The 24,176-nt window shown below is 32.7% G+C and carries 20 protein-coding genes; 9 read left to right on the top strand and 11 right to left on the bottom strand.

The features are described 5' to 3' along the window. Positions 1–82 precede the first annotated feature (82 nt). The 9 genes from METIG_RS07320 to METIG_RS07285 all read left to right on the top strand — a co-directional run bounded on the left by METIG_RS07320 (position 83) and on the right by METIG_RS07285 (position 6,270). A complete protein-coding gene (locus METIG_RS07320; protein WP_013799578.1) occupies positions 83–772 on the top strand; it encodes a helix-turn-helix domain-containing protein in 690 nt (229 codons plus the stop codon). A 22-nt stretch (positions 773–794) separates the two neighbouring features. After that, positions 795–1,841: a hydroxymethylglutaryl-CoA synthase gene (locus METIG_RS07315; RefSeq protein ID WP_013799577.1), complete on the top strand. Its 1,047-nt coding sequence runs from the start codon at positions 795–797 to the stop codon at positions 1,839–1,841. Positions 1,842–1,961: 120 nt separating this feature from the next. Further along, positions 1,962–2,372: a nucleotidyltransferase domain-containing protein gene (locus tag METIG_RS07310; protein WP_013799576.1), complete on the top strand. Its 411-nt coding sequence runs from the start codon at positions 1,962–1,964 to the stop codon at positions 2,370–2,372. Continuing rightward, positions 2,338–2,739 (top strand): type VII toxin-antitoxin system HepT family RNase toxin, encoded by a 402-nt coding sequence (gene hepT, locus METIG_RS07305; RefSeq protein ID WP_013799575.1) that lies wholly within the window; start codon positions 2,338–2,340, stop codon positions 2,737–2,739. The genes METIG_RS07310 and hepT overlap by 35 nt, the downstream gene beginning before the upstream one ends. Continuing rightward, on the top strand, positions 2,736–3,914 hold the full coding sequence (locus tag METIG_RS07300) for a thiolase domain-containing protein (RefSeq protein WP_013799574.1): 1,179 nt from the start codon (positions 2,736–2,738) through the stop codon (positions 3,912–3,914). Before hepT ends, METIG_RS07300 begins: the two co-directional genes overlap by 4 nt. A gap of 11 nt (positions 3,915–3,925) precedes the next feature. Next, positions 3,926–4,114 carry a hypothetical protein gene (locus METIG_RS07295; RefSeq protein ID WP_013799573.1) on the top strand — a complete coding sequence of 63 codons (189 nt, stop codon included), beginning with the start codon at positions 3,926–3,928 and terminating at the stop codon, positions 4,112–4,114. Between the two features lie 66 nt (positions 4,115–4,180). Beyond that, complete coding sequence (locus tag METIG_RS09325) at positions 4,181–4,351, top strand: CooT family nickel-binding protein (protein ID WP_013799572.1); 171 nt, start codon at positions 4,181–4,183, stop codon at positions 4,349–4,351. A 59-nt stretch (positions 4,352–4,410) separates the two neighbouring features. Next, positions 4,411–4,806, top strand: a complete 396-nt coding sequence (locus METIG_RS07290) for a Zn-ribbon domain-containing OB-fold protein (RefSeq protein WP_013799571.1) — start codon at positions 4,411–4,413, stop codon at positions 4,804–4,806. A 159-nt stretch (positions 4,807–4,965) separates the two neighbouring features. Continuing rightward, the gene (locus METIG_RS07285) at positions 4,966–6,270 is read left to right on the top strand and encodes a DEAD/DEAH box helicase (RefSeq protein WP_013799570.1); all 1,305 of its coding nucleotides are present in this window, start codon (positions 4,966–4,968) and stop codon (positions 6,268–6,270) included. 142 nt (positions 6,271–6,412) lie between these two features. Here METIG_RS07285 and cobQ read toward each other — a convergent pair whose 3' ends face one another. From cobQ to METIG_RS07230, 11 genes are all read right to left on the bottom strand, one after another. Next, positions 6,413–7,891 (bottom strand): cobyric acid synthase CobQ, encoded by a 1,479-nt coding sequence (gene cobQ / locus METIG_RS07280; protein WP_013799569.1) that lies wholly within the window; start codon positions 7,889–7,891, stop codon positions 6,413–6,415. Between the two features lie 126 nt (positions 7,892–8,017). Beyond that, the gene (locus METIG_RS07275; protein ID WP_013799568.1) at positions 8,018–8,980 is read right to left on the bottom strand and encodes an S-layer protein; all 963 of its coding nucleotides are present in this window, start codon (positions 8,978–8,980) and stop codon (positions 8,018–8,020) included. Between the two features lie 39 nt (positions 8,981–9,019). Further along, positions 9,020–17,173 carry a NosD domain-containing protein gene (locus METIG_RS07270; RefSeq protein ID WP_048055585.1) on the bottom strand — a complete coding sequence of 2,718 codons (8,154 nt, stop codon included), beginning with the start codon at positions 17,171–17,173 and terminating at the stop codon, positions 9,020–9,022. 5 nt (positions 17,174–17,178) lie between these two features. Then, positions 17,179–17,646, bottom strand: coding sequence for a hypothetical protein (locus tag METIG_RS07265; RefSeq protein WP_048055584.1), 468 nt, complete (start codon positions 17,644–17,646; stop codon positions 17,179–17,181). Positions 17,647–17,929: 283 nt separating this feature from the next. Next, entirely contained in the window at positions 17,930–19,039 is a 1,110-nt protein-coding gene (gene hisC / locus METIG_RS07260) for a histidinol-phosphate transaminase (RefSeq protein ID WP_013799565.1), read from the bottom strand. Between the two features lie 61 nt (positions 19,040–19,100). Then, the gene (locus METIG_RS07255; RefSeq protein ID WP_048055583.1) at positions 19,101–19,520 is read right to left on the bottom strand and encodes an acylphosphatase; all 420 of its coding nucleotides are present in this window, start codon (positions 19,518–19,520) and stop codon (positions 19,101–19,103) included. Between the two features lie 13 nt (positions 19,521–19,533). Further along, on the bottom strand, positions 19,534–20,187 hold the full coding sequence (locus tag METIG_RS07250) for a DUF2100 domain-containing protein (protein ID WP_013799563.1): 654 nt from the start codon (positions 20,185–20,187) through the stop codon (positions 19,534–19,536). Between the two features lie 273 nt (positions 20,188–20,460). Then, entirely contained in the window at positions 20,461–21,729 is a 1,269-nt protein-coding gene (locus tag METIG_RS07245) for an ornithine cyclodeaminase (RefSeq protein ID WP_048055582.1), read from the bottom strand. Positions 21,730–21,762: 33 nt separating this feature from the next. After that, positions 21,763–22,326: a 2-oxoacid:ferredoxin oxidoreductase subunit gamma gene (locus METIG_RS07240; protein WP_013799561.1), complete on the bottom strand. Its 564-nt coding sequence runs from the start codon at positions 22,324–22,326 to the stop codon at positions 21,763–21,765. 208 nt (positions 22,327–22,534) lie between these two features. Next, complete coding sequence (locus METIG_RS07235; protein WP_013799560.1) at positions 22,535–23,335, bottom strand: 2-oxoacid:ferredoxin oxidoreductase subunit beta; 801 nt, start codon at positions 23,333–23,335, stop codon at positions 22,535–22,537. A 64-nt stretch (positions 23,336–23,399) separates the two neighbouring features. After that, positions 23,400–24,170, bottom strand: coding sequence for a hypothetical protein (locus METIG_RS07230; RefSeq protein ID WP_013799559.1), 771 nt, complete (start codon positions 24,168–24,170; stop codon positions 23,400–23,402). Positions 24,171–24,176 lie beyond the last annotated feature (6 nt).

Below are 24,176 nucleotides of genomic sequence, written 5' to 3'. Positions count from 1 at the left end.
TCATTCTCAATTTCGTCAAATAACGAATACAATTACAACAAAATCGAAATGTTTTTATATAAAAAGTTTGGAAGGTATTGGTATGGAAAAGATAGCAATACACATTACTGGGGACATAGTATTGTCAGAGAATCCTGGAAAAGCCATGAAAAAATGGCGGGAATTATTTAATATCCCGCAAGTTGAAGTAGCAAGGTATTTAGGAGTTTCTCCATCTGTTGTAAGTGACTATGAAGTCGGGAGGAGAAAAAATCCTGGAGTCAGCATAATAAAAAAATATGTCCATGCTTTAATTGAGATAGATAAAGAAAGAGGAGGACACACAATTAAAGCATTGAAAAGAATATTGGACACATCCCCATCCATAAAAGCAATATTGTCCATTAAGGAATATGAGAATCCAATAAGTATTGAAGAGTTTGCCAATATCATTGATGCAAAGATTGTCTATGGAGAAAATTTAGGCAATGTGATTTATGGACACACTGTTGTGGATAGCATAAAAGCCATCCTTGAAATGGATGGGCAGGATTTTTTAAACCTTTATGGTTGGACTACTGAGAGGGCTTTAGTATTTACGAATGTCTCTTCTGGAAGAAGCCCAATGGTTGCTATAAGGGTTAGCAATATGAAGCCAAGGGTCGTTGTCTTTCAGGGGGTTCAAGAGATAGATACTCTTGCCATAAAATTGGCTGAGGTTGAGAATATTCCCCTACTAATTACCAAATTGGATATAAAAGAGTTGTTAAAAAGATTATCAGATATAAAATGAATTTGAATAAATTGGTGAAATCATGAAAGTGGGAATAGTTGGTTATGGGGCATACATTCCAAAATATAGAATAAAGGTTGAGGAAATTGCAAGAGTTTGGGGAAAAAATCCAGAGAGTATAAAGAAAGGATTAATCATTAATGAAAAAAGTGTTCCTGGCCCTGATGAAGATACGGCAACAATAGCAGTTGCAGCAGCAAGAAATGCCTTAAAAAGGGCAGGGATTGAGGGGAAGAGAATTGGAGCTATCTATGTGGGGAGTGAGAGCCATCCATATGCTGTAAAACCAACGTCAACTATTGTAGCGGAGGCAATTGAGGCAACTCCTGACTTAACTGCTGCTGATTTGGAGTTTGCATGTAAAGCAGGAACTGCGGGCATTCAAATGTGTATGGGATTGGTTGGGAGTGGGATTATTGAATATGGTTTAGCTATTGGGGCAGATACTGCCCAAGGAGCCCCAGGGGATGCGCTGGAATATACAGCAGCAGCTGGTGGGGCTGCATATATAATTGGAAATAAAAAGGACGAGTTAATTGCTATTTTTAATGGAACCTACTCATTTACAACAGATACGCCTGACTTTTGGAGAAGAGAGGGACAACCCTACCCAAGACATGGGGGAAGATTTACTGGAGAACCAGCTTACTTTAAGCATGTTTTAAGTGCAGCAAGGGGATTAATGGAAAAGATGGATACAACACCAGAAGATTATGATTACTGTGTTTTCCACCAACCAAATGGAAAATTCTACATAAAGGCAGCAAAAACGCTCGGATTTAAAGAAGAGCAATACAAAAATGGACTGTTAACTCCTTACTTAGGAAACACATATTCAGGAGCAGTTCCTTTGGGATTATCCAATATATTAGATAATGCAAAAGAAGGGGACAGGATTTTGGCTGTCTCTTATGGAAGTGGGGCAGGAAGTGATGCATTTGACTTAACTGTAACAAAGAGAATTGAGGAAGTTAAAGATAAAGCCCCAAAAACAATGGAAATGCTCAATGACAAAATTTACATTGATTATGCAACCTACGTCAAGTTTAGAGGGAAAATTAAAATGTGAAGATGTGGTAGAGCCAAAATACTTGTTAATTTGGATGCAACCTTTTTTAAAGGTTGCGAAGAAAAATTAAGATGTGAAAATAATGTAAATGTTTGGTGATATGAGTTGAGATGTGATATAATGATTGAAAAAATAAAGAAGGACTTTGAGGAATTTAAAGATAAGGCATTTGGTATATTGTTATATGGTTCTTACGCAAAAAATGAATATACAGAGAGAAGTGATGTGGATATTTGTTTGGTTGGGGCTGAAAAAGATATTTACTTAGAAATCTTAGGAAAATTGGGGAATAAATATGACATAAAAATCTTTGAAGATCTACCACTTTATATAAAAATGGATGTTATAAAAAACCATAAAGTTATTTGGGGAAATGAATTGGAGCTTTCAGAGTATTTCTACAAATTCAGAAAGACTTGGAAGGATATGGAAAAGAGGATTAGAGAGAATCAGTTTGAAAGTGTGAGGGAGAAGGTCTTTTTGAGGAGGAGATTTAATGGAAAGAAAAAAGAGATATTTGGAAAAACTTGAAAAGTTTGAGGAAGAATATTACTTCATAAAAGAGCATAAAATTGAGGATGAGGTTACAAAAAGGGCACTGCTATATTCTCTCCAAGTGTGTGTTGATGTTGCAATGGATGTTGTAGCAATGCTTGTTAAGGATGTTGGATTAAATGTTGAGGACGATTACACAAACATTGAAAAACTTTTGGAACATAATATTATTGCAAAAGAAGAAGCAACCTTACTAAAACAATACAACGGGCTTAGAAATGCAATTGTTCATAAATATGATAAATTAAATTTGGAAGTTGTAAAAGAAGGACTAAAAAGAATTGATGAACTCTATGAAATAATAATTAAACTCATTGAATTTTATGAAAAGGTGGAACAATGAGGGATGTTGCAATCATTGGTTATGGACAGACGAAATTCGGTGAGTTATGGGAGAAATCATTCAGAGAACTAATCGTTGAGGCAGGAATTAAGGCAATAAATGAGGCAAATGTAGATGGGAAGGATATTGATGCAATGTATATAGGAAATATGAGTGGGGGTTTGTTTGTTGGGCAAGAACACATTGCTGCATTAATCGCTGACCATGCTGGCTTAAATCCAATCCCATGCACAAGAGTGGAGGCAGCATGTGCATCTGGAAGTTTGGCTTTGAGAAACGCTGTCTTATCAGTAGCGAGTGGGCATCATGATGTTGTTTTGGTTGGTGGAGTAGAGAAGATGACTGACGTCAGTGATGCAACCTCTGCTATTGCCTCCGCATCAGACCAAGAGTGGGAGGCGTTTTTTGGAGCAACATTTCCATCTCTATATGCAATGATGGCAAGGAGATATATGTATGAATATGGTTTAACAATTGAAGAACTTTCAATGTGGAGCGTTATTATGCATGAGAACGCATCAAAAAACAAATACGCCCAATTTCCATTCAAGGTAACATTGGAGCAAGTAATTAATGCTTCTCCTGTTGCAGAGCCATTGACTTTGATGCACTGTTCACCAATCTCTGATGGTGCAAGTGCATTAATTGTCTGTGAGGCAGAGAAGGCAAAGGAATTTGTTAATAGTGATGACATCATCTACATTAAAGCATCAACACAGGCATCAGACACCATGGCTTTGCATGATAGAGAAAGTATGACAACATTAAAGGCTGCAAAAGTTGCAAGTGAGAAGGCATATAAAATGGCAGGAATAAGTCCAAACAAAATTGATGTTGCAGAAGTGCATGATTGCTTTGCTATAAATGGACTCATTCTCATTGAGGATTTAGGATTCTGCAAAAAAGGAGAGGCTGGAAAGATTGTGTATGAAGGGAAGATAAAGATTGACTATGATGAATTCCCAACAGTAAACCCAAGTGGTGGATTAAAAGCAGCAGGGCACGCATTGGGAGCAACTGGAATTAGACAAGTTGGGGAAATATATTGGCAATTAAAGCAGGATAAAGAATGCAAAGATAGGCAGGCAAGTATTAAGCATGGTTATGGAATCACTGCAAATGTAGGGGGAACTGGAGGAACTGTCTGCGTCCATATTCTTTCAGATAAGCGGTAATTAGGGAGATTATGGACAAAATTTTAAAATTATTTATTAAATTCCTTGTGTTGTTCATTGGATTTATTATATTGGATTTTGTAGTTGAGTATTATTTATTTGATGGATTAGCAGTTTATCTGTATGTTTCTGCTGCAATGGTATTTGTGGTTTTGATGATACTCGTTATAATATATACAAAAATTACGGCAATTTATTAGAACAATAAACCCATATCATAAAAATAACCAAAGAAACAACAACAAATAATAAAAGCGTGATTGTTTATGTGCAGTTGCAACCTTTACTTAAATGATGAATTAGTTATGGAAGACGTTATTTTAGTAGAGAAAAAAGATAACAAAATTATAGCAGTTGATTTGTTTGGGGAAAGGAAGGAATTTGAGGGAGAAATTAAAAAAATTGACTTAAACAACAATAAAATTATCATTGGATAACTTAAGCGTTAATATCCAAACCTTTTAACATATGTAGGGAGATATTTGGGGTTGAGAACATGGTAGTTAGAACATGGAGGCACATAAGGGAAAGATACAACTTAATAGGAGTCAAATGTAAAAATTGCGGAACTGTTTATTTCCCTTCAAGAATATTATGCCCAAAGTGTAGAAGAAAGACACAAATGGAAGAGATAAAATTAAGTGGAAAAGGGAAAGTTTATACTTACTCAGTTGTCCATACACCACCAAAGGAGTTTGAAAAAATCGCCCCATACATCATAGCAATAGTAGAGCTTGAGGAAGGGCCAAAGGTAACTGCCCAAATTGTGGATTGTGATAAAGATGAGATTTACATTGGTATGCCAGTTGAGGCAGTATTTAGGAGAATAAAAGAAGATGGAGAAGATGGTATTATAAGTTATGGATACAAGTTTAGACCAGTTAAAGAATAATTATTATATCCAATTGTAGGAATTAAGGAAAATAATATAAAGCATAAAATCATATTCAGTATAAATTTCGAGGAGGAATCCTCTTTTTTATATCTTTATTTGGCAGAAAAAACTTTTTTCTGCTTTTAATTAAGATTTCAATTTAAAGGAGAGTATATTATGAATTTGAGTTTTAAAGAATTAGGTTTATCAGAAAATACATTAAAAGCTTTAGAAAAAAAAGGATTTAAAGAACCTACTGAAATTCAGGAAAAAACAATTCCAATTCTTTTAAATGGAGATGTTGATGTCGTAGGGCAGGCACAAACAGGAACCGGAAAGACGGCAGCGTTTGGATTACCGTTAATTGAAAAGATTGATGAGAATTCAAAAGACGTGCAGGCATTAATTCTCACTCCTACAAGAGAATTGGCTATCCAAGTTTCAGAGGAAATAGATTCTTTAAAAGGAGAAAAAAAGCTAAAAATATTGCCAGTATATGGAGGACAACCAATAGAACCGCAAATTAGGCAATTAAAAAGGGGCGTTCACATAGTGGTTGGAACACCCGGGAGAATATTAGACCACATTAGAAGAGGTAGTTTAAATTTAAAAAATATCTCCTATTTGGTTTTGGACGAGGCAGATGAGATGCTAAACATGGGATTCATTGATGATGTAGAGGAGATTTTAAGACACACTAATAAAAATAAAAGAGTTCTTCTCTTTTCTGCAACATTGCCAAGAACCATATTAAACTTAGCAAAAAGGTATATGGAAGAATATAGATTAGTAAGTGTGAAAAAAGAAACACTCACTACAAATTTAGTGGAGCAGATTTATTATGAGGTCTCCAACTCAAAGAAATTTGAGGCACTATGCAGAGTTATAGATGTTGAAGATGATTTCTATGGATTGGTATTTTGTAAAACAAGGGCAGATGTGAACGAAGTCGCAAATAAACTTATTGAAAAAGGATATGAAGCAGATGCATTGCATGGTGATATTGCCCAAAAACAAAGAGAAAGAATACTAAATAGATTTAAGAAAAAGAGAATCAATATTTTAGTTGCTACAGATGTTGCTGCAAGAGGTATTGATATTAACAACTTAACACACGTGATAAACTACTCTCTTCCCCAAAATCCTGAATCTTATGTGCATAGGATAGGAAGAACAGGGAGGGCTGGAAAAAAAGGAACTGCTATAAGTTTTGTTACGCCTAATGAATATAGAAAACTCAAATATATCAAAAAAATTGCAAAGGTAAATATTAGAAAAGAAAAACTCCCTGAGATAGATGATGTTATAAATGCAAAAAAATCAAAAATTTTGAATAACATCGTAGAAATTATCAAATCAGAGGATTACCAAGAGTATGTTGAAATATCTCAAGAATTAATAAATGAGTTCGGAGCGGAGAGGGCTTTAGCTGCTCTTTTAAAGTATGTATTTAAAGATAAGTTGGTGATTATTGGTGACTAATATGTATTAGAAAACTATATATACGATAAATATGCATAATTGCTAATAGGAGTAAATGTGGATAAAAGTACTCCCGCTTAAATTAACCCTCACGATGGACAGACCCCAAAGAAAGAAAATCAAACCTATTAATTTTTTAATTTTAGTTTATTATTGAATCAAGGTTAACACTATTTTCAACAATTTTTGCTAATTTATCCATGTTTTCTTCAAAAACCTTCCTATAATTATCTCCTTTTATTGGTTTTAGGCCTTTTCTTTTCCTTACAATATTAATCAAATAATTCCTAAACTCATAGTTATCCAAAATTCCATGGAAATAAGTTCCAATTAAATAAGCATCCCCTATTTTCTTTATTGAGCCATCAAAGCCATCTCCTCTGTTTCCAAAGCCCTTCTCTAATTTGATAAGTGGTTTTTCATTTGAATGCGTAATTCCCTCATGCAACTCATAACCTTCGACTTCAAAAACCTTCCCGTCAATCTCTAAAACTCCTTTTGAGTTTTTTATTGCCTTCTCATTACCAAAGTAAGTTACAGCATCAAATATTCCCAAACCCTCAATTGTTCCAACTTCACTTTCCTTCTTGTTTTCATCAACCAACATCTTTCCCATAACCTGATAGCCCCCACAAATCCCCAAAACAATACCTCCCCTTCTAATAAACTCCCAAATCTTCTTATCCATGCCATATTTTTTTATTAAATACATCTCCTTTGTCGATGTCCTTGTTCCTGGGAGGATTAATATGTCTCCCGTTATGTCCTCTCCAAAATCAATAAATTTTATAAACGCATCCCTTGATAACGCATCAACATCTGTAAAGTTGGAGATTTTCGAAAATCTCAAAACATTAACCTCTACCTTACTATTTAAATTTCCAAAAGTTTTTTTACTTTGCAATGCTTGGCTATCCTCTTCTGGCAAAATTAGATGTTCATCATAAGGAACAACCCCTAAAACTGGAATGCCTGTTAGTTCCTCAATTTTCTCTATTCCACTCTTTAAAACATCAACATTTCCTCTAAATTTATTTATTACAATTCCTTTTATCAATTTTCTCCAATTTTTAGGGAGGAGTTCAATAGTTCCATAAATTGATGCAAATACCCCTCCTCTGTCAATATCTGCAACTAAAATTGCCTTTGCATTAACCATCTCCGCTATCCTCAAATTTGCTATGTCATCATCCAACAAATTAATCTCGCAACAACTTCCTGCCCCTTCCATAACGACATAATCATAATTCTTATCCAAATAATCCAAACTTTCTTTTATTTTTTTTAGGAAATAGTCTTTATTTTTCCTATATTCGTTGTAATCCATATCTTTATATGGCTTCCCATGGACGATAACTTGAGAGATAAAATTTCCTTTTGGCTTTAATAAAATAGGGTTAAAGTGTATTGAAGGTTCTGTTTTTGCCGCCTTTGCTTGAGTATATTGGGCAACTGCAATCTCCCCATCTTCCTTTGCAACTCTTGAGTTTAAACTCATATTTTGGGATTTGAATGGAGCAACTTTATATCCCCTATTTGCTAAAATTCTACACAACGCCGAAGTTAATACTGTCTTTCCACTATTTGAGGATGTTCCAACGACCATTATAAATTTTGCCATAATTTCACCAATATTTACAAAAAATTATTTTCTCATATAAATTCAATGGTAAAATTGTTATAAAAAATTTCATTATATGTCCAAAATAATAAAATTAAAATAAAAAAGTAAAAAAGAATTTTTAATTTATGGTTTTTCAATCTTCACAGCCTTTCCATCTTTCCATTCTACGAATATTGGTTCATCTGGAATATCATCTAATGTCTTGAAGTATTCTACAGCCGCTTTTGTTCCCCATCTGTCTGAACCTGCTAAGAGTATTACTATGTGGTCGTTTATCATCTGTTTTTCTATAACTCCTCTATTCTTACCTGGATAGTCATTAGTTATTTTAACTGGAAATGCCCATAGCCATTTTTTAACTACTGGATTTGCTACAGGACCTCCAATTAAAATACAATCTTCTTTTATTTCTAATGACTGATTCACTAATTCAGTGGTATTCTTAAGGTATTTTGCAGATAAGTTGTTATCTACTTCTGAACCGATTATTATCTTAGCCTTATAAACCATTTCTTTTATTTTCTCTGATTTTATATCTTCTGCTACTCCTGGGTATTGCTCAGTAGTAGTTATGTGATGGCTGCCACCTCCTCCTCCACTACTATAGGATGTAGTCGTTGTTGTAGTTGTTGATGCTTGTGGTTCATATTTTAACTTAATAATTCCTGATTTTGATTCTCCTATATTATCAAATAAGAAAAATGCATATCCAAGTGTTTTATTCCATCCTACAAAAGTACAATTTGTAGTTTCTTCAATTTTATTATAGTTTGATGCATTAACTCCCACTATTGCAATTGTCCCATTTAATAGAGAGATGTTATATGTCTTTGCTGATGAATCATTAGATGGCCTATATAAAAATAATGGCTTATTATCAAAATATGCTACAATATCACCTTCTTTTGAAGTGTTTAGTTCCAATATTGTTAGATTTTTATCTTCTTCAAGCGTGTAGTTGAACGATACATTATATTGGATTATATTTATTTCAACATTCCCTTGAGGTATCTCTTTAACCTCCCCTGCAACCATTGGAATCAATAATAAAAGCATCATTCCTAACATGACATAAATATATTTCATTAACTCCACCTCCAAAATTTAAAAAAAGAAAATTTAAAGTTATTTAATGGTAATTATTGTTTTATCTTCTTTTTCTTCAACATCCATTGTCCATCCTGTTGGAAGTGCTATATTCATTTTTCTTATTGGAGTTACGGTTATTGTTGCTTTTGCTGGAGCTATTGTTTCTTCATTGTACATCGGATAGAATACGGCTTCAATATCATTTGCATTTTCTTCTGTTACATTTAATGGAATTGTTATTGATAAACTGCTTGATGCATTTACTATTTCAGGATAAATGTATAGTGTCGTTTCATTTGTTGTTGAGTTGAATTTAATGCTGTATGGTAGATCCATGTATTTTGTTATGTTTGTATAGTTCATTCCTTTCGGTAATTTTATTTCTAAAATTCCTACTTCAATAGGTTCAGTATCTTTGTTAATTATGGTAAATGTTGCATTAAATTCCCTACCAACAATGGCTTTTGTTGTTGTTATTGTTAAGTTGAAATCTTCTGCTAATGGGTCGATATAATCCTTACCATCACTTTTTATTGCTATTGAATATGGTGTTGTTTGTGACATTAGAACTCCACATAATATTTTGGAGTCTCCACTAAATTCAAATGTTATATTGTGTTCTCCACTTGTTAATAGTGTGTTGTTGTAGTATTTTCCTATGAATTTTGGATTTGTTGCATTTACAGTTATTGTATCTATTTTATTTCCATCAACTTTTACAGTTATTTGGATGTTGTTGGTGTTTGTTGCATTTCCTGATTCAGTTAATGCCCTTAATGCTAAGCCAGTGGATTTTGTTGAACCCCATCCAGAACCGCCATATCTGCTGTATATGTTTATTAGCATGTTGTTTAGGGTTATGTATTCATCGTTATCTATAATATCTTTTGCTTTTTGACATCCAATTGAGGCTACAGCAATACTCTCTGATGCAACTCCATATACGCTGTAACTTGAAGTTCCTCTGAATAATGAGATGACATTTGCATTATTGTGTTCATTTATCCAGTTTCCAATATCTTTAATTGTTTGGTTTAATGCATCTTTAACTTCTGAGTCATTAATTCCCATATTGTATGCTTCTGATAATGCCCATGCTTTGAATCCTAAGTCGTAGATGTTATTTTTATCTATGTTTTGACTGATCAGGTATCTTACTGATTTGTTTGTTGCATTGAAGATTTCTTGTTTCAGTGTTTCATTTGTTGTTAAGTTGTATGTTTGTGCCAAACTTATTGTAATTAATGCATTGCTTGAGAATTCATCCCTCATGTAATATGTATATCCAGTGTTCCAGCTTCCATCGCTATTTTGTGAATGTACTAAATATCTTGCTCCATTTTCAATATATTTCATATCTACAGCATAACCACTCATATTTGCAGTAGTTAATCCGTATAATACATATCCAGTGTGGATTGGTTTTGGATATAATGATCCCCAAAGTCCCCAGGCGTATTCATTATTTGAGATTACTTTTGGTTTTCTGATTCCGGTTGTTAATCTTTCAATCCCATTATTTACCATAGAATCAAAGTCAATATTTGTTGAAATATTGTTTTGCTCACAGTATTTTTTAACATAGATAGATGCAACCATTGGTGATGTTGTTTGCTCAATACATCCGTGTGGATATTCAGCGAGGTATTCAATTCCTTTTAGAATTCTTCCTTGTTCTCCAACCATTACCATATATTCAATATGTCTATCGACATCGTATTTTGTTGTATTAAATACCATAAATGTTAAATTCGCTGATGAATTTGTGCAAGTGATGTTCGAATACTTAATTTCAACTGGATGGTCAGTTATTTTTATTCCGGTTAGTGTTTTATTTGCCAATAATTTGTTGTTATTGTCAAATATCTCTATTGATATATTTTCATCATTTGAAATATCAACTGCTTTTATTTTGAAGTATGTCCATCCATATCTCCAAGTGTATCTTGTTTTTTCAGAATCTCCAATTATTTGGATACCTTTCGTTGTGTTTATTTTAATTGTGTAGTAACTTGGAACTGAGACATTGTAGTAAACATCTATCCAGTACTCTCCATCTGCCTGTAAGACATTGTTGTATGGCAATCCATAAACTTCTTTAATGTCTGCTTTTATCTCTTTTACTGTAACACTTATGGTTTTTGTGTTATCCGCCACATTTCTGTCTTTTGTACCTATTGGAGTTATGGTTATTGTAATGTTGTGGGTTCCTGATTCGTTGAAAGTTATTGGAATTTCTTTATATATGTAATCATAATACCATTCATCAAATGTTATTTTCTCGTTGTGTATTATTTTATCGTCTAATTTTACTGTTAAGTTTGCTTCAACAGTTCCATAGCCCTCTTTTCTTAAATCAAACCATAATTTTTTGGTTTCATTTATTTTTACTGCTGTTGGTATGTATGTCCATGCAATTCCAACATCTGGGAATTTTATGGTTTTTAGGATAATGTTATTATTTTCATCAACTTCATCAACTTCGTTATTTGTATCAATAACTGCTTTTATTTCAATGTCGTTTGTTGAATTTGTTGTATAGTTGATTTTAATTTCTTTTGATTCTCCTGCATTTAATGATAATCTTTCGGTTTTTACTGGATTGTTGTTTATGTAGATTGTTGTATTAAATTCTCCACTATTTGAGTTTCCGTTGTTTGTTACTGTTAATGTTATTTCGAAGGTTGTGGCATTTTCTGTTTCATTTATGATTTTATAATTTAGGTTTCCTAATAAGTCGATGTATGTGGTTGTTGTTTCATTTCCAATGATGTAGTTCTTTACTGGGTTTATTAGTGGGTATTGGTCATATACTCCATCGGCTATTGTGTATGGAGTATCTCCAATTCCATCTCCATTTGAGTCAGTTCCACTGTAATCTGAATAGTAGTTTCCTAAGTAGTTTGTGTATTGATTTCCGTTGTAAGTGTAGGTTATTGGTGTTGGTGAGTGGAAGGTGTTGTTTGATGAATCCCTAATCATAATGCTATTTTTGTTATTTATTAAGTTGTTGAGGTATATTATGTTGTTATTTGATGAATTGTCGAGGTAGATTCCCACTTCATTGTTTGAAGCACTTACATTTGTTATTGTGTTATTTGATGAAATCCAAAGGTCGATTCCAGATTCATTATTGTTATTAGCAATTACATCTGTTATTATATTATTATTTGATGAACTGTCAAGGTGGATTCCCTCTATATTGTTATTAGCAATTACATCTGTTATTGTGTTATTTGATGAACTGTAAAGTAGAATTCCATACTCATTATTATCGGAAGCATTTACATTTGTTATTGTGTTATTTGATGAAATCCAAAGGTTGATTCCATACCAATCATTATTTGAAGCACTTACATTTGTTATTGTGTTATTTGATGAACTGCCAAGGTAGATTCCATCCTCATTGCTATCAACATTTACATTTGTTATTGTGTTATTTGATGAACTGTCAAGGCAGATTCCTCTCCAAAACTCCTTAACAGTTAGATTCTTTATTGTGACATTCTTATGTCCATTCACAATGATTCCATTATATTTACCAACTCCATCCAAAACCTTTCCGTTCCCATCTAAAACAACATTATCTGCATCTATGGTTATAGCAGTTCCAGAGAGATTTTCACAGGAAGTATTTAACACATAGTAGCCACTTTCATTTATGGTGTATGGTAGAGAGTTTATGTATTTAACTTCATGGGTTTCATGGGTTGTATTTCCAATAATGTAGTTCTCTACTGGTTTTATTAATGGATAGGAGTCGTTTATTCCGTTATTTGTGTATGGAGTATCTCCAATTCCATCTCCATCTGAATCATTTCCGTTGTAATCTGAATAGTAGTTTCCTAAGTAGTTTGTGTATTGATTTCCGTTGTAAGTGTAGGTTATTGGTTTTGGAGAGTGGAAGGTGTTGTTTGATGATGAACCCCAAAGTCCAATATTTTCACTGTTGTTTATTAAGTTGTTGAAGTAGATTATGTTATTTGATGAATTGTAAAGGTGGATTCCATCCCAACCATTGTTATTAGCACTTACTGTTGTTATTATGTTGTTATTTGATGAACCACCTAGGTGGATTCCACAATCATTATTATTCGAAGCATTTACATTTGTTATTATGTTATTTGATGAATTCCAAAGGAAGATTCCTTCATAAAATTCTTTAACAGTTAGATTCTTTATTGTAATATTTTTATGTCCAGTTATATTGATTCCATAATATTCTACACAGATTCCAGGGATAGTATATTTTGTATTATCTCCATCTAAAACCTTTCCGTTCCCATCTAAGACAACGTTATCAGCATCTATGGTTATAGCGGTTGTATTGAGATTTTCACAGGAAGTATTTAACACATAGTAGCCACTTTCAGTTATGGTGTATGGTAGAGAGTTTATATATTTAACTTCATGGGTTTCATGGGTTGTATTTCCAATAATGTAGTTCTCTACTGGGTTTATTAGTGGGTATTGGTCATATACTCCTCCTTTTGTGTATGGAGTATCTCCAATTCCATCTCCATCGTTATCGGTTCCGTTGTAATCTGAATAGTAGTTTCCTAAGTAGTTAGTGTATTGATTTCCGTTGTAAATGTAGGTTATTTCCTCTGGGGAGTGGAGGATGTTATTTGATGAATCCCAACCTTCAATATTACAACTGTTGTTTATTAAGTTGTTGAGATATATTATGTTATTATCTGACGAATCCAAAAGGACGATTCCATCTTCATTATTCGAAGCATTTACATTTGTTATTGTGTTATTTGATGAAATCCAAAGGACGATTCCACAATCATTATTATTTGAAGCATTTACATTAATTATCTTACTTTTTGACACATTCAAAAATTCTACTCCAACGGTTGTATTACTTAAATCTACATCTTTAACGGTTATATTCTTACAATTTACTGCAATTACTTGTCCAGCGTTGCTACTACTATCTATTACTACATTTTCCTTATTTTCTAAGTAAATCAGTAGTTTTCCATTAACTGTGTTATTTGTTATTGTGTTGTTGAATGAATAATACACATCTAACCCACAATTTTTAAAGTTATTGTTGGTTATTGTGTTATTTGATGAGCTGCCAAGGGAGATTCCACAATTATTATTATTAGCACTTACATTTGTTATTATGTTATTTGATGAATTCCAAAGGAAGATTCCATCATAAAATTCTTTAACAGTTAGATTTTTTATTGTAATATTTTTATGATTTCTTATATAGATTCCATAATATTCTACACAGATTCCAGGGGTGGTATATTTTGTATGATTCCCATCTAAAACCTTTCCGTTTCCATCCAATACAACATTATCTGCATCTATGATTATAGCAGTTGTATTGAGGTTTTCACAGGAAGTATTTAACACATAATACCCACTTTGACTTATTTTGTATGGTAATTTATTTATGTATTTAACTTCGATATAATTCTCTATTGGTTTTATTAGTGGATATTGATCATATACTCCATCGGCTATTGTGTATGGAGTATCTCCAATTCCATCCTTATCTGAGTCAGCTCCATTGTAGTCTGAGTAATAGTTCCCTAAGTAGTTAGTGTAGTTTGTTCCGTTGTATATGTAAGTTATTGGTTTTGGTGAATGGAAAGTGTTGTTTGATGAACCATAAAGTCCAATATTTTCACTGTTGTTTATTAGGTTGTTTAGATAGATTGTGTTATTTGATGAACTGACAAGGCGGATTCCCTCTTTATTGTTATTAGCAATTACATCTGTTATTGTATTATTATTTGATGAATCCCAAAGGTAGATTCCACTACCATTATTATTCGAAGCATTTACATTTGATATTGTGTTATTTGATGAACTGTCAAGGAAGATTCCACAATCATTATTATTTGAAACATTTACATTTGTTATTGTGTTATTTGATGAACTGTCAAGGCGGATTCCATAATGATTATTATTTGAAGCATTTACATTTGTTATTGTGTTATTTGATGAACTGTAAAGGGAGATTCCATCCCAAAATTCTTTAACAGTTAGATTCTTTATTGTGATATTTTTATGTCCATTTACTATGATTCCAGTAGGATAGGTATCTGCACAATATCCATCTAAAACCTCCCCGTTCCCATCCAATACAACATTATCTGCATCTATGGTTATAGCGGTTGTATTGAGGTTTTCACAGGAAGTATTTAACACATAATATCCACTTTGAATTATGGTATAAGGAAGCTTATTAATTACATAATAGTTTGGTGGAGTATAATTGCTATTTTCATTTATAGTCAAAGAAGGATCTCCATATAAATTAAAATCCATTAAATTCATTATATCACATGAATCAAGATTATTTCTAAAAGAACTTTTTGCTAAATATAAAGCTTCACCAACAGGATGTCCATCCACCACTCTTTTAACAAACTCGTATCCAATTTCTGCATTGTCTGGATCTCCATTGGGTGACCAATACCCTGGTTTATACCAAGATGCTCTTGAAGCTGAAACTGTAGCAATAGCCCCTCTTTTTAATAAAGCATATCCTAAATTATCACTGTCTTCTGGGTAGCCATTTGAACATGAACATTGATAGGTTATTGCTGGTTTATCATTATTTAGCTTTAAAGTATCATAAGAGTTTAAGAAACTTATCCAACTCATCTCATTAGATTCTGGTACACCATCTCCATCATCTTCAACCCATATTTCCCTATATACTATTTTATGATAGCCATGTCCCCACCAAAATACTATCCCACAACCATTGTTCCATTCATTAATGACATTTGACTTATTTATTGGTGCATTGTAGTATGGAGCAGTAGTAGGAACTGGATTTATACCACTTCTTTCATACATTACGTAATGAGAAAATCCATTTTGATTTAGTGAATTTTCAATTAAATATTTTGGTAAATCCCTACCATCTGTTCTATTATATCCATCTTCATTTTCATAATTTGAAATCGCCATTGGCAACATTACATTTTTTCTCCAATCTCCATAAGTGTTTCCATAAGTCATTATTTTATATAATATAGCATCTAATGCCCCATAATCATTATTATACACAGGAATCCTACCAACAAATACTTCAGGATAAAAATCTACAGTATCATTAGGATCACCATATATACCATTTCCGTCAGAATCCCAATTTCCGGTTAAATCTGCATAGAAGTAATCTGTTGGACAATCTTCATCGTCGTCCCCAGCACCATATCTTGGATAACACATCATCATTGGTATATCTCCATAGCTATCTGAACTATTCAAGGGGTCATCAGGATCTGGGTTTCCTATTAGTAACACATATTTTATTCCGTAAGTCAGATAGTGGTTTCTAAGCCAGTTTCTAATATTTATGGCTCTTTGCTGTCCAGTTTCATATCCATAATCATCTTCAGTAATAATTAAAGGATTATATCCTTTAAATTTTAAATAATTAACAAAGTTATTGTTATTTAATTGACTTGAGTACTTTACAATATCATTTGTTGTTACAATTACATAATCATATATGGCATTAGTGTTGCTATTTGGTAATGTAGTTTCTTTTAGTACATTTTTATTTAGGATATTATAGTTATTCAGTAGTTTATATGTCTGTGGAGACATCACATATCCTTTTTCAGTTGAGGAACTGGTGCCTAATAAGTTATATGATATTTTAAAAACAACTTTTTTGTTTATGTAAGCTTTCTTCTCTACTGGATTATACTGCACTGGTGTAAATACTACCCTAACCAATTTAGCTTCTCTAAGCTGACCTTTGTGAACTATTGAGATAGGTTTACTTGGATAAAGTTTATTAACGCTATATATATCTAAATTGTATCCATTCTTTATATTTTTGTTACTTCCATAACTAATTATGGTCTTATTAACAATGTTTGCCACATATGGTGGTGCAGGCGGGATATTTAGAGTTTTATTAATATAACATCCTTCAGTTTCTACTATTTCCAATTTTACACTTGATAAATCACAGTTTAATGGAAGTAGTATGTCATACTGTTTATATGGCAACATAGGATTTCCAGGGGAGTTCCCATTGTTAAATCCATCTATTAATATAAGTTGTGAATTATTGTCTATATTTTTAATTTTATAGCTATCTATAGTTAAGGTATATGTATCAGAATTTTCAGCATATGATATTTGGAATATTATTAGTAACAACACTCCTATTACAAATCCAGTGTATTTTTTCATATTCATCACCCTATTGCCAGTTGTGACCTCCAATAATGAATAGTGCCATTTATTTCTCTTGGCATGTTATTAGTTACTTTTATTACCAAACATGTATTTTTATCAATGTAGTTTAATGGAGGATACCCTATACAATAGGTATAGTTTTCATGTAGATCTGAAATATTTAGTTGTATAATAGCCACATATTTGTTACTTCCAACCTTTTTTAGAGGGAATGTTTTTAACTTTTTGAAATATGATGCTCCGGGGATACTTTCATTTTTTACATATTCATATAAAGATACACTATTTGGCTCATTTTTTGGCAGTAAGTAGTTTTTTGATACTGGATTATCATACAGTACTGTTATTTTTATTGTAATGATTTCAGATTCATTGTTGGATGATTTAGTTGAATTATTTTTTATACACCCGGTTAAAAACAGCATTCCAATAATCGTTATTATGTAGATTTTATAATTAGACCACATTGTATCACACTGTTGTACCTCAAAATTATTTCACATCAGTAGGTAATAAAGGGAAGTGCTAACAATAATAATTATGAAAGTATCAAATATTTCCTCATCTTTATCACCACATAACTACTTTAATAATCTAAAGTGTCGTTCAAAATCTTAAATTTAAAAAATATAACAGATTTTATGTCATATCAAAAACTATATTTAAAAATTTCTGTTTAAAAATAAACCAAAATATTTTTATATAAAATAGAATAAAAAAAGTAGTTTTAAAAATTAAATACAAGTACAATTATTCAACAATTTCTTCTAATATTTTTAAGAACCTCTCATTCTCTTCAAATGTTCCAATTGAAATTCTAACATAATTATCTCCCAAACCATCAAAGGATGAACAATCTCTGACAATAACTCCTCTTTTTAAGAGTTCTTCGCAGAACTCTTTTGATGTCATTGTTTTAAGTTCAACAAGTACATAATTTGCTTCAGATGGATAGACCTTTAAGTCCTTAAATTTCTTCAACCCCTCATAGAGCATTTCCCTACTTTTTATTCCATCTTTTACACATTTTTCAAAAAACTCTTTATCTCTTAAGGCAGTTATTGCACAAATCTGGCTTAATCTTGTTAAGCTAAATATTGGCTTAACCCTCATCATGTAATTAACTATTTTCTCATTTGTTATACCATAACCAATTCTCTGCCCTGCTAAACCAAATACCTTCGAAAATGTTCTCAAAACTAAGACGTTATCGTATTTTAATGCCCATTTTGTTAAATCATACTCTTTCTTCGCATATTCTATATATGCATGGTCTATAACAACAAGAGCATCAGTTGAGTTTATAATTTTTTCAATGTCCTTTTTGTCAATAACGTTTCCTGTTGGATTGTTTGGTGTGCAAAGAAAGATAACTTTTGTTCTTTCATCTATATTATTTAGGACACTCTCAACATCCAATTGAAAGTCCTTTTCTTTATCAAATTTTGCATATCTTATTTCTGCCCCATAAATCTTTGCCGATATGGCATATTGTGTAAATGTTGGGATTGGGATGACAACATTATCTCCCTTGTCAATAAAAGTCCTCATTATTGTGTCGATTACCTCATCTGCTCCATCTCCACCAACGATGATGTTCTCTTTTGGCACATCTAAGAATTTACTCAACTCCTCTAACAACTCTGGGCTAACGGGTTCTGGATATTGATGGAGTTTTGGAATTTCCTTCAATATTTCTTCCTTAATTTTTGGTGAAGGACCCCAAGGATTTTCATTTGAACCCAATTTAATAATTTCTTCTGGTTTTATTCCGTATTTCCTTGCAATTTCTTCCTTTGATTTTCCTGGGACGTAGGGCTTGAATTGTTTAACTATATCCCTTATTTTGTCCTCAATCAAATAAACCACCTCAACAATAAAAAATTTTTGGCAAAACCTTTTAAGGTTAGTTTTTAAGGTCTTAAAGTTTTTTCTCTAATAATTCTACGATTTTATCTAATTTTTCATTCATTTTTTCCATTTCTCCAAAAATCAGTTTTATATATTTAACCCCTTCATCCAACTTCTTATTTAATTCAATTAAGTCATCTGCTGAAATCCTATTAATCCCATCTGGAAACTCAATATATGCATTTAATTCTTTTTCCTCTATTTTCTCAATCTTAATTAATTTATCCTTCTTTTCCAGTACCTTAATATTCTTTTTAAACAACTCTTTAATTTCTTCATCATCAAAGTTAGCCAATATTCTAACAGTTCCATCCTTATGATTATAAACTACCCCATCAATCCCCAAACCCCGTCCAATATTTTCAACCCTATCTCTAAATCCAACATGTTGAACTTTGCCATATATTTTTAGCTCGTAGGTTGTTGGCATAAAAACATCACCATTACTCCAGGAGTTCATTAACATCAATCTTATCAGCATTATAAAGTTCTTTTGCTCTGTTGTAAATGAGCTCATCTGCCTTATCCTCAACAACTACTACAACTTTTGAAGGTTTCGTTTTTTCAATTCTCTTTGCAATATTGTTTTTTGTTATTTCTATTTTCTTCTTAATTCCTTCCAATGCTTTCTCTGGAATGTTTGGATTTATTGTTTTCATGTCCTCTATATCCAACATACCTTCTGTGCAGATAACATTTAAATCTGGATTCTTATCCTTCAACTTTCTAAACAATTTTTTATTTGATACAATGTATAATGCATTTTTGTCAATTTCCTTCTCTTCAAATTCAAATCCAAAGTCCTTTAAAACATTGTTCAAATGCCTTTCTGCCTTTAAAATTAACCTACAAAATTCTTTTGCCTCTTCCTCATTAAGTTCATGCAATGGGGCCTTTTTGTATAAGAACTCATCTGCCTCAATCAATGCATAGATTGCCTTTTTGAACTCATCGACATTTATTTTCCCAGCTTTTGCATCTTTGTAGGATATTGTTTTGCTATCTGCGGATGGCTTTCCCATTCTCTCTATTTCTGATATTGTGGATATTGCCTTTATAATTAAATTTTTTGAATCTTCCACCCTTTTGGCTATCATTATATCACTTATTTATTGTTCTAATTATAGTTGTGTGCGAATTTTTTAAGCTTTTATAACAACTTATTAAATTTTAAGAGGTCATTTTTCCTCTTTTAAATTTTGAAATTGAGAACCTAATATTCACAAATTTTATTGAAGTTATGTTCATCGAAGCGAAGCTTCGAGCAGCTAAATCTTTGATTTCGCCTAATCGAACCGAAGGTTCGAGCAGCGAAAACTCCTGCGGAGTTTTCGCCTAAATTTCTAACGCACACAACTATTTCTTATTTTTCATTTTTCATTATTTTTCTTTTTATTCTCTTTTTCTAACCTTTCCAACTCTTCAACGAGCATAGGTAAGAATACACCAACATCAGTAACTACTCCAATAGCTTGGGAAGTTCCCCTATCCATCAATTTTGTAACTGTTGCTGGGTTTATGTCAACGCAGATGGTTTTTACATAAGATGGGAGCAAATTACCTGTTGCTATTGAGTGTAGCATTGTCGAAAGCATTAAAACCATTTTTTTACCTTTTAGCATCTCTCTCATTTTATCTTGTGCTTCAACAACATCTGTTATGACATCTGGTAAAGGCCCATCATCCCTAATACTTCCAGCCAATACGTATGGAACATTATTCTTTATGCATTCATACATAATTCCTTTCTTCAATATCCCTTTTTCTACTGCTGCCTTTATACTTCCTGCCTTCATTATGGTATTTATTGCATACAAATGATGCCTATGCCCTCCTGAGACGGGTTTTCCAGTTTCTATATTAACGCCGAGTGAAGTTCCATATAATGCCCACTCAATATCATGTGTAGCAAGTGCGTTTCCACTAAATAATGCCTGAACATAACCCATCCTTATTAACTTAGCCAATGCCTCCCCAGCTCCTGTGTGCACTATTGCTGGCCCCCCAACGACTACAATACCCCCTTTTCCTGTCTTTCTATACTCTTCTCTTATTGCATACATTTCCTTCGCTATTTTTCTTATTATTGTTTCTTTTGGTTTTTCGGAAGAGGCCTCTGATTTCATAAATTCAAATAATTCTCCTTTTTCCCTTGGTTTTTCTGGTGGGATGACTCTAATTCCCTTATGCCCAACAACAATTAAGTCCCCTTTCTTAACTTTCCTTATTGTTTTAACCTCTGCCCTCTTTTCCTCTGGATAAACAACAATAACTCCGTCCATTTTTGGATTCTCTACTTCGATCCACTCTCCTTTATACCTTATGAATGTTGGGTGGTTGGTTGTTGAATAGAAGCCATCAGGCAAAACCATATCTCTCTCTGCTTCTTTCAACTCAACTTCTTCAATCTCTGGAATCTCTGCCCCAATGTCCCTAAGTTCCATTAAAATCTCATCAACATGTTCTTCATCTCTTCCAATAACCAATATCTTTGCGTAAGATGGATCCGTCTTCCTCTTTCCAATCTCAAATTCTAAAACCTTATAGTCCCCACCTAAATCCAAAATTTTGTCAAATACCTTTGGAAGGATTAAGCTATCTATTATATGCCCTCTCAACTCAATTTCTCTCATGAACATAATATCCCACATTTATTTTTTTTGTTCAATTATCTATACGGCAAAACCTTTGGTTTTGCCATTAAATTTTCCAGCGTATTCATAACCCTTATTAAATGCTAATAAGTTCTTTTCTTCAGTTCCTTTTGGAACACTATCTAAGATTGCTTTTTCCATACTCTCTTTTGAAACAATACCAGTGATTCTTGTTAAAGCCCCTAACATCACAATATTTGCCACAATTCCCAAACCAACTTCTTCATTTGCAATTCTTGTAAATGGAATCTTGTATAGGTTTACATTTGGAACATCCACTGCTGAAACTAAATCCTCATCAATAAGTAAAAATCCATTTTCCTTTACATCATTAACATATTTATCAAATGCTGGCTGGGACATACAGACCAGAATATCTGGTTTTATAACCTTTGGGAAGTCAATTGGCTTATCATCAATAACTACCTCTGATTTACTTGCTCCTCCTCTTGCCTCTGGACCGTAGGATTGTGTCTGAACTGCCTCTTTTCCATCATATAAAGATGCTGCTCTTCCTAAGATAACTCCTGCCAATATAATCCCTTGCCCACCAAATCCGGACAACCTTATTTCTTTTCTCATGTTTGCCCTCCTTTATTACATCATTATGCCATAAATTTTGAAATATAAGTTTTAAAAATTTAAGTTAAAATTTTAAGTTGGTTGTGGTTTTCATTGATAACAATACATTACTTACATAATTAAATGCCCAATATTAAAATTAACCGTAGTTTAAACAACCTTTAAAAAATTCGCACACAACTATACTCGCTACGCTCGGTAATGCCTCTTATTCTTGTTGAAGTTTTTTCAATTCTTCGATAAATTCTGGTTTTTCAATATCCACAAACTCCCCAACAATGATTTTTCCGTTCAACTCTTCCTCTGACATATCTTTTGCTCTGTTGATGGTGATAGAGCTTTCTTTTAGGAATTTCATCATTTCAGCTGGTTTTCTTGATACATTAAATCTTCCATAGTATGTTGGACATTGGGAAACAACCTCAATAAATGAAAAGCCTTTCTTTTGAAGTGCTTTCTTTATTGCGTTTACTAATTGTATTGGATGGGCTGTTGTCCATCTTGCTACGTAAGTTGCCCCTGCTGCTTCAGCCAATTTACATAAGTCCATTGGATTTTCTGGGTTTCCATAAGGTGCTGTTGTTGCTTTCTTCTTGTGTGGTGTTGTTGGTGAACACTGCCCTCCAGTCATCCCATATATGTTGTTGTTAATACAGATGACTGTCATGTCTATATTTCTCCTACACCCATGGATGAAGTGATTTCCTCCTATTGCTGCTAAATCTCCATCTCCTGTGAATACAACAATCTTTTTGTCTGGTCTTGCTACCTTTATACCTAAAGCAAATGCAATAGGTCTTCCGTGTGTTGTGTGCAAAGAGTCACAATACAAATAACCTGGAATTCTTGAAGAACAACCAATTCCTGAAACTGCAATGTAATCTTCTGGCTTTATGTTGAGTTTTTCAATGGCATTTAAAAAGCAGTTTATTACAATCCCGTTTCCACATCCTGAGCAAAATATGTGTGGTAATCTATCTGTTCTCATATACTTTAAAGATGGATGCATTTGTTATCACCTCATTATAATATTATTTTTAACTTATCCTTATCTTTTTACTAAACATCATCAATTATCTCCGCAATTTTACCGCATGGCTTAGTTCAAACACTGCTCCAGACAACTCATTCCCGATATCTTGCAATTCTGAAATATCCAATTCAATTTCTTTATCTCCTTCAATAACTACTGCAACAGGTAAGAACTTATATGCTATCTCTACTATCTCAAAAGGTTTGCAGAGCATATCAACTGCTACCAATCCATGAAATCCCTCTGCCCTATCCTCCAATACTTTAGTTATAATCTTATTTATGTGGATATTGTTGTCTAAGGATAGGATAATATTTTTTATTACAACTTCTTCTGATTTTCCCTCAACCTCAAATACTGCCTTTACTCTTAAATATCCTTCCTCTTGTAACTCATGTATGTCATCTTCATCATAAATACCTTCTCTATATTTATCAATATCTATATCTTTTTCCTCCCTCACAACAACATTAAATCCAACGTTGTATTTTTTGCAGAAATTGCTAAAGAATTGGATGATGTGAGCGATAGCATTACCAAACTCTTTTGAATCCATCTTTAATTTTGGGGGAGATATTACCTCAACATCAGCACCATGCTTTAAGCAAAAATCTATATAATCCAAAAATGACTCAAACTTTATCTCCAACTCTCCAACCTTAGTGTATAAATTACCTTCTTCCTCATTCTCAATAGACAAAAGTTTAGCATTGTATTTTTCTTTTAATTCATTAATTGCTTTTTCAAATTCCTCCTCAACAACATCTTTTTTGTTTCCTCTAAGTTCCTCATATACAATAACTTCAATCATCAAATC

Source organism: Methanotorris igneus Kol 5, from assembly GCF_000214415.1.
Classification (GTDB): domain Archaea; phylum AGJL01; class Methanococci; order Methanococcales; family Methanococcaceae; genus Methanotorris; species Methanotorris igneus.
This window is presented reverse-complemented; position numbering and strand designations above follow the sequence as displayed.

Bases quoted from the DNA above. Each gene is read 5' to 3' on its own strand.
- METIG_RS07245 (WP_048055582.1), bottom strand. From the start codon at position 21,729: ATGTTCATGAGAGAAATTGAGTTGAGAGGGCATATAATAGATAGCTTA.
- METIG_RS07230 (WP_013799559.1), bottom strand. From the start codon at position 24,170: ATGATTGAAGTTATTGTATATGAGGAACTTAGAGGAAACAAAAAAGAT.
- METIG_RS07290 (WP_013799571.1), top strand. From the start codon at position 4,411: ATGGTAGTTAGAACATGGAGGCACATAAGGGAAAGATACAACTTAATA.
- METIG_RS09325 (WP_013799572.1), top strand. From the start codon at position 4,181: ATGTGCAGTTGCAACCTTTACTTAAATGATGAATTAGTTATGGAAGAC.
- METIG_RS07255 (WP_048055583.1), bottom strand. From the start codon at position 19,520: ATGCCAACAACCTACGAGCTAAAAATATATGGCAAAGTTCAACATGTT.
- METIG_RS07320 (WP_013799578.1), top strand. From the start codon at position 83: ATGGAAAAGATAGCAATACACATTACTGGGGACATAGTATTGTCAGAG.
- METIG_RS07235 (WP_013799560.1), bottom strand. From the start codon at position 23,335: ATGCATCCATCTTTAAAGTATATGAGAACAGATAGATTACCACACATA.
- METIG_RS07285 (WP_013799570.1), top strand. From the start codon at position 4,966: ATGAATTTGAGTTTTAAAGAATTAGGTTTATCAGAAAATACATTAAAA.
- METIG_RS07310 (WP_013799576.1), top strand. From the start codon at position 1,962: ATGATTGAAAAAATAAAGAAGGACTTTGAGGAATTTAAAGATAAGGCA.
- cobQ (WP_013799569.1), bottom strand. From the start codon at position 7,891: ATGGCAAAATTTATAATGGTCGTTGGAACATCCTCAAATAGTGGAAAG.
- METIG_RS07240 (WP_013799561.1), bottom strand. From the start codon at position 22,326: ATGAGAAAAGAAATAAGGTTGTCCGGATTTGGTGGGCAAGGGATTATA.
- hepT (WP_013799575.1), top strand. From the start codon at position 2,338: ATGGAAAGAAAAAAGAGATATTTGGAAAAACTTGAAAAGTTTGAGGAA.
- METIG_RS07250 (WP_013799563.1), bottom strand. From the start codon at position 20,187: ATGATAGCCAAAAGGGTGGAAGATTCAAAAAATTTAATTATAAAGGCA.
- METIG_RS07295 (WP_013799573.1), top strand. From the start codon at position 3,926: ATGGACAAAATTTTAAAATTATTTATTAAATTCCTTGTGTTGTTCATT.
- METIG_RS07300 (WP_013799574.1), top strand. From the start codon at position 2,736: ATGAGGGATGTTGCAATCATTGGTTATGGACAGACGAAATTCGGTGAG.
- METIG_RS07270 (WP_048055585.1), bottom strand. From the start codon at position 17,173: ATGAAAAAATACACTGGATTTGTAATAGGAGTGTTGTTACTAATAATA.
- METIG_RS07265 (WP_048055584.1), bottom strand. From the start codon at position 17,646: ATGTGGTCTAATTATAAAATCTACATAATAACGATTATTGGAATGCTG.
- METIG_RS07275 (WP_013799568.1), bottom strand. From the start codon at position 8,980: ATGAAATATATTTATGTCATGTTAGGAATGATGCTTTTATTATTGATT.
- METIG_RS07315 (WP_013799577.1), top strand. From the start codon at position 795: ATGAAAGTGGGAATAGTTGGTTATGGGGCATACATTCCAAAATATAGA.